This is a genomic window from Acinetobacter brisouisimilis, assembly GCF_000368265.1.
GTDB lineage: Bacteria > Pseudomonadota > Gammaproteobacteria > Pseudomonadales > Moraxellaceae > Acinetobacter.
In genome coordinates, this window is the sequence record NZ_KB851219.1 from 317,440 (window position 1) to 331,332 (window position 13,893).

Annotated in this window: 11 protein-coding genes; 5 read left to right on the forward strand and 6 right to left on the reverse strand. The window is 42.6% G+C overall.

All coding sequences use genetic code 11. From position 1 onward, the window contains the following. Positions 1-27 precede the first annotated feature (27 nt). The 6 genes from adeC to sdsA form a co-directional block, all read right to left on the reverse strand. Positions 28-1,482 (reverse strand): AdeC/AdeK/OprM family multidrug efflux complex outer membrane factor, encoded by a 1,455-nt coding sequence (gene adeC / locus F975_RS05135; protein WP_004751030.1) that lies wholly within the window; start codon positions 1,480-1,482, stop codon positions 28-30. Then, positions 1,482-4,661: an efflux RND transporter permease subunit gene (locus F975_RS05140; RefSeq protein WP_004751032.1), complete on the reverse strand. Its 3,180-nt coding sequence runs from the start codon at positions 4,659-4,661 to the stop codon at positions 1,482-1,484. Before F975_RS05140 ends, adeC begins: the two co-directional genes overlap by 1 nt. A 12-nt stretch (positions 4,662-4,673) precedes the next feature. Next, positions 4,674-5,936: an efflux RND transporter periplasmic adaptor subunit gene (locus tag F975_RS05145; protein WP_004751035.1), complete on the reverse strand. Its 1,263-nt coding sequence runs from the start codon at positions 5,934-5,936 to the stop codon at positions 4,674-4,676. A 27-nt stretch (positions 5,937-5,963) separates the two neighbouring features. Beyond that, positions 5,964-6,578, reverse strand: coding sequence for a phosphatase PAP2 family protein (locus F975_RS05150; protein ID WP_004751037.1), 615 nt, complete (start codon positions 6,576-6,578; stop codon positions 5,964-5,966). 208 nt (positions 6,579-6,786) lie between these two features. After that, the gene (locus tag F975_RS05155) at positions 6,787-8,826 is read right to left on the reverse strand and encodes a site-specific recombinase (protein WP_004751039.1); all 2,040 of its coding nucleotides are present in this window, start codon (positions 8,824-8,826) and stop codon (positions 6,787-6,789) included. A gap of 14 nt (positions 8,827-8,840) precedes the next feature. Continuing rightward, positions 8,841-9,818 (reverse strand): All-trans-nonaprenyl-diphosphate synthase, encoded by a 978-nt coding sequence (sdsA, locus tag F975_RS05160; protein ID WP_004751041.1) that lies wholly within the window; start codon positions 9,816-9,818, stop codon positions 8,841-8,843. A gap of 324 nt (positions 9,819-10,142) precedes the next feature. Here sdsA and rplU point away from each other — a divergent pair, with 324 nt between their 5' ends. From rplU to serS, 5 genes are all read left to right on the forward strand, one after another. Continuing rightward, the gene (gene rplU / locus F975_RS05165; protein WP_004751043.1) at positions 10,143-10,454 is read left to right on the forward strand and encodes a 50S ribosomal protein L21; all 312 of its coding nucleotides are present in this window, start codon (positions 10,143-10,145) and stop codon (positions 10,452-10,454) included. An 18-nt stretch (positions 10,455-10,472) separates the two neighbouring features. Beyond that, entirely contained in the window at positions 10,473-10,730 is a 258-nt protein-coding gene (rpmA, locus tag F975_RS05170; RefSeq protein WP_004751045.1) for a 50S ribosomal protein L27, read from the forward strand. 200 nt (positions 10,731-10,930) lie between these two features. Beyond that, the gene (lolA, locus tag F975_RS05175; RefSeq protein ID WP_004751047.1) at positions 10,931-11,626 is read left to right on the forward strand and encodes an outer membrane lipoprotein periplasmic chaperone LolA; all 696 of its coding nucleotides are present in this window, start codon (positions 10,931-10,933) and stop codon (positions 11,624-11,626) included. 120 nt (positions 11,627-11,746) lie between these two features. Next, the gene (locus F975_RS05180) at positions 11,747-12,514 is read left to right on the forward strand and encodes an RsiV family protein (protein WP_004751049.1); all 768 of its coding nucleotides are present in this window, start codon (positions 11,747-11,749) and stop codon (positions 12,512-12,514) included. A gap of 105 nt (positions 12,515-12,619) precedes the next feature. After that, the gene (gene serS / locus F975_RS05185) at positions 12,620-13,891 is read left to right on the forward strand and encodes a serine--tRNA ligase (RefSeq protein ID WP_004751050.1); all 1,272 of its coding nucleotides are present in this window, start codon (positions 12,620-12,622) and stop codon (positions 13,889-13,891) included. Positions 13,892-13,893 lie beyond the last annotated feature (2 nt).

Sequence of the window (13,893 nt, forward strand, 5' to 3'; positions counted from 1 at the left end):
ACCGAAGTGGGCTTTTTCTTGTCTGGTCTATTTTTTCTGATTGCGTTCAGCACTTGAGGCAGGGTACTGCACTTGGTCTGAAGTGTTGGCTTTCACACCACCACCTAAGGTTTTATACAATTCAATCTGATTGTTCAGATTGGTTTGTTCAAGCGTCAGTAAACCTTGTGCCGCAGCGTAGTTTGAGCGCTGTGCATCCAAAACTGTCAAGTAATTATCAATTCCTGCGCGGAAACGGGCGGTTGATAATTGATAGTTTTTGTTGGTTGCCTGTACCAAACTACGCTGTGCTGCCAAGCGTTCATTGATATGACCGCGGGTTGCCAATACGTCATTGACTTCACGGAAAGCAGTCTGAATCGCCTTTTCATATCCTGTTAAAGACAACTGTTGATCAACTTTTGAAATTTTGACGTTGGTTTTACGTGTTCCCCAGTCAAAAATTGGCAGATTGATCGACGGTGCAAATTGCCAAATCGTTGAACCCGATTTAAACAGATCACTTAACTGGTAGCTGGCAAAACCTGCGTTTGCAGTTAAGCTAATGGTTGGGAACATGGCTGCTTTCGCTGCACCAATATTGGCGCCTGCTGCACTTAACTGATATTCAGCCGACACAATATCTGGACGGTTGTTGAGTAAGTCACTTGGTAAGCCTGCCGCCAACACTTTTTGCGAGGTAATCTGCTTCACAGTGTCCTTTGGTAGCAACTCTGCTGGAACAGTTTTACCGACCAAAAGATCAAGCAGGTTTTTGGCTTGTTCAAGTTTAGTCTGATAATTAGCAACGTCACTACGTGCAGTTTCTACAGAAATTTGCGATTGGCGCAGTGGGACTTCACTGTCGATACCGACATCAAAGCGTTTTTTGTTGAGGTTATACGATTCTTGCTGCGCTTTAAGCGTTTGCTGTGCCAGATGCAAGTTTGCATTGGCATAAGAATAACTCACCCACGCTTCAGCCACCTGACTAATCAAACTAATTTGAGTTGAGTCTTTCGCTGCACGTGTAGACAAGTAACTATCAAGTGCTGCGTCTTTTAGGCTGCGCACACGTCCCCAGAAATCTAGTTCATAAGACGTGACTCCAAGAGAAACCTGATACATTGAAGAAGGTTTCCAGTTAGAGGTGGCTGTTTGAGCACGAGCATAGTCAGCTTGTGTACCGACAGTTGGTAGCTGATCAAGTTCAGTCACATGATATTGCAACTGTGCTTTTTGAATATTCAATGCAGCAGTACGCAAATCACGATTATTGTCCAAACTCATTTCAATGACTTTTAACAAACGTGGGTCTGAAAAATAGTCTTTGTAGCCTTGCTCTGCAACAGAAGATCCAGCAGTATTTTGCGATGCAAACTGATTTGGAATATCGGGTTTTGCAACAGGCTCTGGACCGCGCATGCTTTGGCAGGCAGCCAAAGCAAGTGCAAGTGTGGAGACGGCAATGCTACGACCTGTAAGAGACCATATGTTTTGCATCACGATTTATGCTCCTGAATTTGGGTATTCTTTGGTTTGTATTTAAAGATACTACGAATCCAAACAAAGAATACAGGAATAAAGAAAATACCAAGTAATGTTGAGCTGAGTACGCCACCCAATACACCATAACCAACAGAGTGCTGACTACCTGCACCTGCACCTGTTGAAATAGCCAGTGGCAATACACCAAAACCAAATGCCAGCGTGGTCATGATAATTGGTCGTAACCGCAGTTTTGCTGCATGCATGGTGGCTTCAAACAGTTCTTCACCTTTTTCTTGCAGTTCTTTTGCGAATTCGACAATCAAGATCGCGTTTTTCGCCGAAAGACCAATCACCGCAATAATCGCCACCTGAAAGTAGATGTTATTGGCAAGATTTGGATTCTTCAAGATCATCAAGCCGACAAAGGTGAGTGCTAAAGCACCGATAACGCCCAATGGTACCACCAGTAAGACTGAAAAAGGCACAGACCAGCTTTCATATAACGCTGCCAAACACAAGAAGACGATCAGCAAGGAAAGAACATACAAATAAGGACCTTGTTTACCTGAATCCTGTTCTTCAAGTGACAGACCTGTCCATTCATAGTCAAAGCCTTTTAAGCCCATAGCTGGCAGTTTCTGCATGATTTCCTGCATGGCCTGCATGGCTTCGCCCGAACTTTTGCCTGGAGCGGCTGAACCCTGAATGTTAATTGACGATACGCCATTATAACGTTCTAAGCGCGGTGAGCCATATGTCCAAGAACCTGTAGCAAAACTAGAGAATGGAACCATCGTCCCTGAAGCGTTACGAACATACCATTTGTTGAGGTCTTCAGGCATCATGCGGCTAGGTGCATCACCTTGCACATAAACTTTCTTGATGCGTCCCTGATCAAGGAAGTCATTTATATAACTACCACCCCAAGCAATACTCATGGTGTTGTTAATGTCTGTCAGGTTAATACCCATAGCACCTGCTTTGGCTTGGTCAATCTGAATTTGATACTGTGAAGTATCTTGCATCCCATTCGGACGTACTGCCATCAAGCGCTTGTCTTGAGATGCCATGCCCAAAATTGCATTACGTGCCTCAAGCAGTTTGGCATGCCCCTGACCATTGATATCTTTGAGCATAAAGTCAAAACCAGAGCTTGTACCGAGCTCAGGCATTGAAGGTAATTGTAACGGGAAGATCATTGACGCATCTTTGATCATGCCGTTGAGTGCCATTGCACGTCCAACCAGTGCACCGATTTGGGTGTCTGGGGTTTTACGTTCGCTCCAGTCTTTGAGTTTGACGAACTGAATCCCCTGGTTTTGTCCCACGCCTGTAAAGGAGAAGCCTGCCACACTAAACACGGATGCCACACTCGATTTTTCTTTATTCATGAAATAATCGGTCATGGTATCTAGGGTTTTTCCAGTACGTTCCAAAGAAGCGTTGGTTGGCAACTGGACCAGTGCCATGACCACACCTTGGTCTTCATCGGGCAAGAATGCAGTTGGCAGTGATTTAAACAAGAAGCCTAGAAGACCAATCACAATCGCATAAAATGTTGCGGAGAACACTTTATGATGGGTCATGCGATTGACACCATTTTGATAACGATGTGAGAGTTTGTCGAAACCGCTGTTAAATCCTCTAAAGAAACGAGCAAAAATATGATTGCTTGGCACTTTATTGGGGTCATGCTGTTTCAAAATGGTGGCACAAAGTGCGGGGGTAAAGGTCAGGGCAATTGTTAATGACAACACCATGGCGGTCACTAGAGTAATTGAAAATTGCCGATAAATCACACCCGTTGTGCCACTGAAAAATGACATCGGAATAAAGACTGCAGTTAATACACTGGTAATACCAATCAATGCACCTGTAATTTGCTGCATTGATGTTTCGGTTGCCGTCACAGGATCAAGGTGTTCTTGTTGAATCAGCCGTTCGACGTTTTCTACCACCACAATCGCATCATCGACCAGCAAACCAATTGCAAGCACCATGGCAAACATGGTCAAGGTGTTAATCGAGAAGCCAAACAGGTTAATAACCGCAAATGTCCCTAGCACAACCACAGGCACGGCAAGCGTTGGAATGATTGTTGCACGCCAATTCTGCAAGAACAGGAACATGACAATAAACACCAGTATAATCGCTTCAACTAGGGTATGTACCACGTTTTCAATCGATAGTTTAATAAATGGTGTACTGTCAAATGCAATCGTATCTTTCATACCCGCAGGATAGTTTGGACGTAATTTTGCAAGAGCAGCCTGTACGTTGTTGGCAGTATCGAGTGCATTGGCACCAGTTGCCAGACGAATCGCGACACCACCCGCAGCTTTACCATTATATTTAGTGTCGTACTGATAGTCTTCAGCACCAAGTTCTACACGCGCCACATCACCCAAGCGGACTTGAGCACCCGATGTGGTGTTTTTCAGAATAATATTTTTAAACTGTTCTGGTGTTTGCAATAAGCTTTGCGCATTGACTGTCGCATTGATCATCTGACCATTGACCGCAGGTGATCCCCCAAGCTGACCGACAGAAACCTGAGTGTTTTGTGCTTGAATCGCACTACTTACATCACTTGGGGTTAACTGATAATTGGTCAGTTTTGCAGGATCGAGCCAGATACGCATCGCATATTGACCACCGAAGACCTGAACTTCGCCTACACCCGCAACACGGCTGAGCGGCTCAGAAATATGCGAGTTGACATAGTCCTTGATGTACGCACCGCTTAAGCTGTCATCGGGAGAGTAGAATGCCACTACCTGCAAGAAGCTCGCACCTGATTTTTTGATGGTCACCCCTTGATGCTGTACAGCTTGAGGTAAAGATGCTGTTGCTGTCTGCAACTTATTTTGCACCTGCACCTGTGCCATGTTGGGGTCAACCCCTTGCTTGAAGTTCACGGCAATCGACACAGAACCGTTGGCTGCGCTTTGTGAACTAATATAGCGCAAACCATCCAAGCCGTTTAATTGCTGTTCAATGACCTGTGTAACGGTATTTTCAACAGTTTCAGCAGATGCCCCTGGATAAGTTGCCGAAATTGTAATTTTCGGTGGAGCAACTGTTGGATATTGTGCAATTGGCATCTTTGTCAGCGTAATAACCCCCGCCAACATGATCACCAATGCAATCACCCATGCAAAAATTGGGCGATGAATAAAAAAGCGAGCCATTCAATCTACCCCTTAAGCATGTTGCTGTGCTTGCTGTTTAGATGAGCTTTGAGCCGGTGCTGATGCATTTGGTTTTGCGACAGGAGTAACAGGATTTGCTGGCGTTGCTGCTTGAGCAGGAGCAGGCTGATACGGTGTGGTTTTCACCTGTTGGCCTTCTTTCACTTTAGCAACACCATCGGCAATGACTTTATCACCTGGTTTTAAACCACTGGTTACAATCCAGTTTTGACCTTGAGCAGCAGAAGTCTGAACATTACGAGTTTCTACAATACCTTTTGCATTGACAATAAATACCGTTGCTTGACCTGTCGGTGTGCGAGACACCGCAATTTGTGGCACTAGATAAGCATTTGGAACAACACCTTCCACAATTTGTGCGGTGACGTACATACCAGGAAGTAGCAAGCGATCCGGATTAGAGAACACGGCACGAATGGTAATACTTCCTGTACTGGTGTCTACACTGGCATCGGCAAAGGCAAGGTTCCCCTGATTGCCATATGTGCTTCCATCTTCAAGTTTAAGTTTAACTTTAGCGTTGTTGCTGTTGTCTAAACTGCCTTTTTTCAGTTCCTGTCTCAAACGCAACAAGTCACTGCTTGACTGGGTAATATCGACATAAATCGGATCTAGACGTTGAATTTTAACCAGTGCATCGGCTTGTCCCGAAGTGACTAAAGCACCTGCGGTAAATGATGAACGATCAGTTTGACCTGAAATAGGCGCACGAATTGTAGAGTAGCCGAGATTGATTTGTGCGGTGTTTAATGCTGCACGTGCTGCCTCAACCTGAGCTTTTGCAACTTTCACTTGGCCAACCAAATCATCGTAGTCCTGCTTGGCGACAGCATTAATGCCGACCAACTGGTTATAACGATTCATTTTGGTGGTTAGACTGTTGAGATTGGCTTCTTGCTGTAACAAACTTGCTTGGGCATTTTCAACACCAGCACGGTTAGCACGAGAGTCAATTTGATACAAAGGTTGACCGGCTTTGACATAGCTACCTTCAGCAAATAGACGTTTTAAAATCACGCCGCCTGTCTGAGGACGAACCTCAGAGACTTCATAAGGCGATGTTCTACCTGCGAGTTCAACCGTTTTCTCCACATTTTGTGGCTGAGCAACAATTACACCGACTTCAACCATAGGTGCTTGCTGGGAAGCGGCAGCTTGCTGCGCATCCTTTTTGTCATTGCTACAACCAACAAGTGCGATACTTGTTGCCAATGCGCAAGCAGTAAGGGTTGGAACCCAAAGCTTAGCTGCCATCATTCTTACACCTCTTTTAGATTTTTTCTAAAAATTAAATTGTTGTTTACTCATATGAATTCGCGTGAATCCGAGCCAAATCAGGGCTACCCATAAAAAGCCAATGCCCCAACCTGCCAATACATCTGTTGGGTAATGTACACCTAGATATACTCGAGAAATCCCCATAAATATGAACCAGATACATGCTGTTGGTGCAATGCTGCGGAAATGTGGGTGTCGTCGGTAAATCATAATTACAAGGCATGCCAGCGTTGCTGCAGAGACACTATGACCACTAGGAAAGGATGCACCATAGCTATTGACCATATGGTAGATAGAGGCAGGGCGTGGACGATCAAAATACCACTTTAAACTCCAGCCAATAATACTGCTCCCACTCACTGCTAAAATAATGGTTACGACGATCGCATACTGTCGAATGCGCAGCCAGTAAACACACCAAAGTGTCGTAAATATCGATACAAAAGGCATGCTACCAAGATCAGATAAGCCTTTTGCAACAGGATCTAACCACTCAATTCGATGCAGGCTCAATATTCTGACAATTTGCTGATCTAAAATTTGAGTGCTCATTAAATTCAGTAGACTGACACTGAAAATAAAAAAAACACAGCCAATACAGAACATTAGATACGGCATGCATCAACCTTGTAATTTAGGTCACCGAACAACGGTATTTTTAAGAAGGTAAAGTGTACTTTCCAGTACACTTTTTTTCAAGTCTGAAAATTTATAGTAATTTTATTTCAAGTTTTTTTTAACATTAAGTAAACAAACATAACAAAAAACAGCAGGGTTCTATTGTGGATACATTCGATTTTATATCGTTATAACATTGTATTTGGTGTTATTTTTGAGGGTGTTCAGAAGTTTCAGATGTTGTTTTAGGTGGCCAAAAAAAGTCACTTGGTCGTGTTACAAAATGGGTGAGCACCAACTTGGCCAAAGGTTTCCATTGTTCAAAACGAACGCGTCGAGCGCGTAATGCCACAAGAATAGTCAATGAAAAACTGACAAATAGGTTAGTGAGCCCAATCAGTAAAACGCCAAAACTAGACACTAGAATTAGTCCCAAATCAGGAGGTTCATTGATGGACATTAAACCTTGAATGAGATTTGCAGAAGCAAAAGCAATATGTCGAATATCTAAGGGTAAGCCTAAAATAAAACCAATGGTGCCCATACTGCCAAGCATTATTCCAAATATGAAATTACCCGAAAGTGCACCCAGATTGCGTTCGACATAATCAGAAAATCTAATTTGACGTTCTTCACCTAGCCAATCGCGTAAGCGCTGATGTGCTTTTAGACGTGGACCAATTTTGCGGTAAATCGCCATGTTGTCGAAGTAACCCGCAATTAAGCCCGATAAAAACAAACATACCCCTGCAATTGCGGCGTGGGGAATTGCCAGAGAAGTAAATGGATCAAGACTGTGTAGCAAGTCGGCAGCCTTGGCATGCTTCAGTAAGGGCTCACTGGTTATCTTTTGCCATAAAAAAGTGATGATTGCAGCAGTGGGGATCGCAATCGAAATATTACCTAAAATGGCAATAAACTGTGTACGTATAATATTGACAATCAACTCTGCAAGTTCAGCAAGTTGCGCCGTCCGTGAGCCCTTACGATGCTGAACCGTAGCTGCCAATGCCGCAGCAGTCATGGCGGGTTGTTTGGTTGCAACTGTGAAATGCAAGATGTGAATAAATACGAACCCGAAAGCATAATTCAGACTATAACTTAATGCATGAGCGAATGGAGCAAGTGTTAGACGAGACAGCAGAATCTTTAGGGTTGCCATCAAAGCAATAATGCAACCTGCACCTGCGGCTGCCCAGTACATACTAAAAAAACCTTGTTTGTCAGTGCTGACATAATTTTCGCCAGTCTTGCTCGCATTTTCAGTGACTTGAAAAGCCAGTAATTCGCTGTTGGCAGAAAGTAATGCGCCAACACTTTTTTCATTGTGGGTGGCAGTGACCAAATCACAGATCAGTTTATGAATACCATTGGCACGAATCTCTTTAGATTCCTGTAATAATTTCAATAACAGCTCTAACCGCTCAAGACTCTGTTCTAAAACTGTCAGCAAATAGGTCAGATTCAAACTGACGCCAATCCGTTTAGTGGATTTACGAATATTACCGACAATGGTCTGACATTGTTCAATCATCACAAACGCCTGTGCAGCATCCAGCGGTTGCTCTATGCTTACCTGATGATCTTTCAGTAATAGGTTATTGAACTTATTAATAAAACCAATAATTTCACGGTTCTGTGCGATAAAAGGAGATTCGTATTCGGTGAGTTTTGGTTCGGCATAAATCAGCTCTGGAAATAAACCAATTCCACTGATGCGATAACTCAAAACATTAATTGCTTTAATTACATCTTGTTTTAGCAGGTTTTTTTGCTGCTTCTGATTTTGATTCTGGTCAAATAATTGAAATAGTACCCGCCATTCAACAAGCTCAATCTGTTCGAGCCAGTAATGGTCGGTCGGTAAAAAAAAGACTTTTTCCAGCAGGTTTTGCAACTGAGTCTGGTCATTAATCGGAGGCAAGATATGAGACATAAAACGCTGTCCCAATTGATTCCAGAAACCATCCAAGGACAAAATCCCAATGTCTGCATACAGTTTTGTTTGCTGATATTGGGTGATTAGGCACAGCAAATACTGTTGCAAGCTCACAATACTATGCGGAGTTTGTCTCAATGCTTGCAATAGGCAACGAAACTTGCTTCTGGTTTCTTCCACATTGTGTGGATTTTCTGGACGAAGCTGCTGAACGAGATCAATCAGGATTTGTTCATCTACAGCAGTTGAAGGGTATTCAAGCTGCTGTTGTATATGAATCAGAATTTGGCTGATAGATTGTTGAGTCATCTCACCACGGTCTATTATTGGATACGATCCAGAGCCAGCATGGCTAAATTGTATAATCCCTGACGGGCAATACTCTCTGGTAAAATTGCTAAAGCATCAATGGCAAGCTGAGTTTCTTGTTGGGCACGCAGGCGACAATAATCCAAAGCGCCAGAATTTTGTACAATACGGATGACGTCATCAAGTTCAGTCAAGCCGCCTGTAGCAATACTTTTACGGATAATCTCGTGATCTGTACCTGAGGTCTTACTTAATGCCGAGATTAATGGCAAAGTCGGTTTACCTTCCATTAAATCATCGCCAATATTCTTACCCAATGTTTCAGCGTCCGAGGTATAGTCTAAAATGTCATCAATAATCTGGAAGGCATTGCCAAAGTGTCCTGCATATTGTTGTAGCGCCTGACGATATTCAGGTTTACCGACTAAAATTGCAGCACCTTCAGTCGCGAGCTGAAATAAGCGTGACGTTTTACCATGAATAATGCTGAGATAAGTTTCTTCTGTGGTATCTGGTTGATGCTGCGCCTGAAGCTGTAGCACTTCGCCCTCGGCGATCTCGCAAGTTCCTGTTGAAAACTCTTTTAATAAGGTCATATTGTTGAGATCAACCAACAAATCAAAAGAGCGAGCAATCAGAAAGTCACCGACTAAAACAGCAGTTTGATTGTTCCATGTGGCATTGGCAGTAGGTCGACCCCGACGTAAATTAGACTCATCCACCACATCATCATGAACCAATGTTGCCGTATGCAACATCTCGATAACAGCTGCTAAGCGCTGAGTCTGGGTGAGATCATTTTCACCACAGGCTTGTGCCGCCAGTAGACACATGATTGGGCGCATACGTTTGCCACCTGCCTCAACCACATGTTTGCTCACAGACATAACCAGTGCGACTTTAGAGCTAATTCCTTCATTGATAAATTTATCCATTGCAGCAAAGTCCGCAGCAACAGGGGCGAGAATATCTTGCTTAAAATCGATGGCCATAAACATAAAACCTAAAATCTATTTAAAACGTTTTTATACTGCCTGCCACAAGCAAATACATTGTGGCTGAAAGCATGTTTTATACCATAAAATAGATGTTTTTCTTAGTTCTTGGTTTTTTATTTGCGAATAATAGTTAAAAAATAATAAAAAACAACTGGTTATATATAGTTGACTTTTAATGTGTAAAAATAAATATGCCTACTTGTTGTTTGTATGTTTTTTACTTAAAATACTAGCCCTTTATATCCCCAGTGGCGTTCGTTTTAAGATCGATATATCCCTTTATCGACACGACGACACGGGCTTGGTTTGGAGTACATTATGTACGCAGTAATCCAAAGCGGTGGTAAACAGCACCGTGTGGTTGAGGGTGAAACCCTTAAAGTAGAATTGTTAAAAGCTGAAACTGGTTCAACTATTACATTTGATGATGTATTAATGGTTGTAAACGGCGAAAGCATTCAAATCGGTGCTCCAGTTGTTGCTGGCGCTAAAGTAACTGCAGAAGTGGTTGGTCATGGTCGTCACGACAAAATTCGTATTGTAAAAATGCGTCGTCGTAAACACTACCGTAAACAACAAGGTCACCGTCAATGGTTTACCGAGTTGAAAATTACTGGTATTTCAGGCTAATCACGAGGAGTAAGAGACATGGCTCACAAGAAAGCCGGTGGTTCGACACGTAACGGTCGTGATTCAAACCCAAAAATGCTAGGTGTTAAAGCTTACGGTGGTCAAACTGTATCAGCTGGAAGCATCATCGTTCGTCAACGTGGTACAGAATTCCACGCTGGTGCAAATGTTGGTATGGGTCGCGACCATACTCTATTTGCTACTGCTGACGGCGTAGTAAAATTCGAAGTGAAAGGTCAATTTGGCCGTCGCTACGTAAAAATTGAAGCTGTATAAGCTTTGATTAAAAAAAAGCCTGCTTTTGCAGGCTTTTTTTATGCTTCAATTTTTCATATTTTATTCATGAATAGGGAAAATGCTCACAAACTGGTGCTATAACAAATACAAAATTGCTTATATTCTCTGTTCTTAGATTTTCTCATCTAGAGTAGTATGGCAAACAATGCAACTGCATTTATAAAGAAAAAGGTGAATCAATGAATATGCTTCGTAAAACATTTTGTGCTGCGGTACTTGGTGCCGTGACTTTGGCTCCAGTCGTAAGTACAACAGTTTTCGCAGCGCCAGTTGCCGCTTCAGAACAGCAAGCAACTCAAAATTTAGTCAGACAGTTAACCAATTTACATAGCTTGAGTGCGAACTTTGAACAAACCACCAAAAGTAATGGTAAAAAAACAGTACAGAAGAAAGGGTTAACAGCACAGCACCTGAACCAGACATTCCGTGGCGTGATGAAAGTCGCTCGACCAGGAAAATTTTTCTGGGAAACAACAGCACCATCAAAACAAACCATCGTGACGACGGGTAAGACAGTATGGATTTATGATCCTGACTTGCAGCAAGCCGTGCGTCAAAGTTTGAGCGATCAGGTTGCCAATACACCTGCATTATTGCTTTCAGGTAACACTAGTCAGATTATGCAGTCTTATCGTGTGAGTCAGCCAGACCACAGTAAAACTTACTATACCTTGACGCCAAAAACTAAAGAAAGCGCATTTCAGAATTTGAGTATCAGTTTTTCTGCAAATGGTACCCCAGCGTTTATGATTTTAAATGATTCTTTAGGGCAAACCACAACCATACGTTTTACCAATGCGGCGAAAAATGTCAGCATTCCTGCATTGATTTTTAATTTTACCCCACCTAAGGGTACGGATATTATTGATCAGTAATATTTTTCTGATCCGAAGAGCCTGCGATATGCAGGCTTTTTTGTTTAGCAAGAATGCAACACAGTTTAACAGCCAAATCCTTTATAGTGAAAAGATTGCTGAATATAAGGGAGTTATACGTTGAATTATAAGCATAAAATACTCAATTGCTGTGTTGGCGCAGTCTTAGTAAGCGTATTGAGTGCCTGCCATGACAGTCAGCAATCTCAACATACTCAGGAAACCTCATCAGCCAGTCAAAGCCTGTCGCAAACTGCAAGCATTCCATTAATTCAGGCAAAAACTCAGCCTATTATTTTGCCAAAAGTTGAAGTTTGTGAGAAAGATGAATGCACATCTTATCAATTGGCAACAGTGCAAACCAATGTGAACTGGATTGATGGATTCTTCTTGAAACGTTTCAAGAAAGATTTTCCACTGGCATTTAACCCGCCTGCATCTGAACCAGCAGCCAGTCAGGCACAGCATTTAACTCAAAGTTCGAATAGCGCTCTGGTGCGTTATTTAGGGCAAAATGCCAATCTGGCTTCGTTTGTGATTGAGTCGGAAACTTATAATCAGGGTGCAGCGCATGGCATGTACCATAAGGAATATATGATTTTTGATTTAAAAACCAAGAAACGCATTATGGTAGATGATCTTTTACAAACCCAAGTGCAGCAAAAACTTCTGAATGCCTTGTATGAAGCCAACCAGAACTGGTTCAGTCAGCATCAATTTGCCAAAGAAAAACTGGAGATTACCGATAATTTTTACTATGGCGCAAATGGCATTGTTTTCGTGTACCCACTATATGAAATGGCCTCTTATGCTGAGGGTATGACAGAACTGACCTTGCCATATTCGATGGCAAAAGGTCTGATTCGTGCTGAATATTTGCCGAAATAGTCTTGGATCCTGTAGCTCAGCTGCAGGATTCATCACAGGTGACTGTATTTTTTAGAATGAAGCGCTTACACTATACCCAGTCTTTTTTATGCAATTTGATTGGTTATGATTGACCCGAAATTACTGAGAAATAATATTGAGGCGGTAAATGCAGCGCTTGCTAAACGTGGTGTAAAACTGAACGTTGAAGAATGGGCAGCTTTAGAATCTCGTCGTAAAGAAATTCAGTCTAAAACTGAAAATCTCCAAGCAGAACGTAATGCTGGAGCGAAACAGGTTGGGCAAATCAAAAAAGCAGGTGGCGATGCCTCCGAAATTATGACCCGTATGCAAGCCATTGCCGATGAAATTAAAACGGCAGAACTTGAACTGGCTGAATTGCAAAATGAAATTGAACAAAAATATTTGTCGATTCCAAACTTGCCAGACGAATCTGTACCGAATGGCAAAGATGAAAGTGATAATGTTGAAGTCTACAAATGGGGGACGCCTCGTGAATTTGACTTTGAGATCAAAGATCATACTGACCTTGGCGAGTGGATGGGCGGTTTGGAGTTTGAAACTGCAACCAAACTGACAGGTTCACGCTTTAGTGTTTTGAAAGGACCACTTGCGCGTTTACAACGTGCATTGACCCAGTTCATGCTTGATACACATACCCTCAAAAATGGCTATACCGAAGCGTATGTGCCGTATCTGGTGAATGCTGATACTTTGCGTGGCACAGGTCAACTCCCTAAATTTGAAGAAGATTTATTCAAATTAAAAGGTGAGAAAGAATATTACCTGATTCCAACAGCAGAAGTGCCAATCACTAACTTTGTACGTGATGAAATTATTGATGCAGATCGTCTGCCACTCAAATATACCGCACATACACCATGTTTCCGTAGTGAAGCAGGGTCTTATGGACGCGATACGCGTGGTTTGATTCGCCAGCATCAGTTCGACAAAGTTGAGATGGTGCAAATCGTGAAGCCTGAAGATTCGATGCAGGCTTTGGAAGAGCTGACTTCTCATGCAGAAGGTATTTTGCAGGCATTGGGTTTACCGTACCGCAAGATTATCCTTTGTGGTGGTGACATGGGCTTTGGTGCAACCAAAACTTACGATTTGGAAGTTTGGGTGCCAAGCCAAAATACTTATCGCGAAATTTCAAGCTGCTCAAATATGGGCGACTTCCAGGCGCGCCGTATGAAAGCACGTTATCGTGTTGATCAAAAGAAACTTGAACTGGTACATACTTTAAATGGTTCAGGTTTGGCTGTAGGTCGTACCTTGCTTGCCGTTATGGAAAACTATCAGCAAAAAGATGGCAAAATCGTCATTCCTGAAGTATTACGCCCATATATGGGTGGTTTAGAGTACATCGATTAATT

What these genes read in the sequence shown, in the direction of transcription:
- adeC (WP_004751030.1), bottom strand. Translation starts at nt 1,482, where the DNA reads ATGCAAAACATATGGTCTCTTACAGGTCGTAGCATTGCCGTCTCCACA.
- F975_RS05140 (WP_004751032.1), bottom strand. Translation starts at nt 4,661, where the DNA reads ATGGCTCGCTTTTTTATTCATCGCCCAATTTTTGCATGGGTGATTGCA.
- F975_RS05145 (WP_004751035.1), bottom strand. Translation starts at nt 5,936, where the DNA reads ATGGCAGCTAAGCTTTGGGTTCCAACCCTTACTGCTTGCGCATTGGCA.
- F975_RS05150 (WP_004751037.1), bottom strand. Translation starts at nt 6,578, where the DNA reads ATGCCGTATCTAATGTTCTGTATTGGCTGTGTTTTTTTTATTTTCAGT.
- F975_RS05155 (WP_004751039.1), bottom strand. Translation starts at nt 8,826, where the DNA reads ATGACTCAACAATCTATCAGCCAAATTCTGATTCATATACAACAGCAG.
- sdsA (WP_004751041.1), bottom strand. Translation starts at nt 9,818, where the DNA reads ATGGCCATCGATTTTAAGCAAGATATTCTCGCCCCTGTTGCTGCGGAC.
- rplU (WP_004751043.1), top strand. Translation starts at nt 10,143, where the DNA reads ATGTACGCAGTAATCCAAAGCGGTGGTAAACAGCACCGTGTGGTTGAG.
- rpmA (WP_004751045.1), top strand. Translation starts at nt 10,473, where the DNA reads ATGGCTCACAAGAAAGCCGGTGGTTCGACACGTAACGGTCGTGATTCA.
- lolA (WP_004751047.1), top strand. Translation starts at nt 10,931, where the DNA reads ATGAATATGCTTCGTAAAACATTTTGTGCTGCGGTACTTGGTGCCGTG.
- serS (WP_004751050.1), top strand. Translation starts at nt 12,620, where the DNA reads ATGATTGACCCGAAATTACTGAGAAATAATATTGAGGCGGTAAATGCA.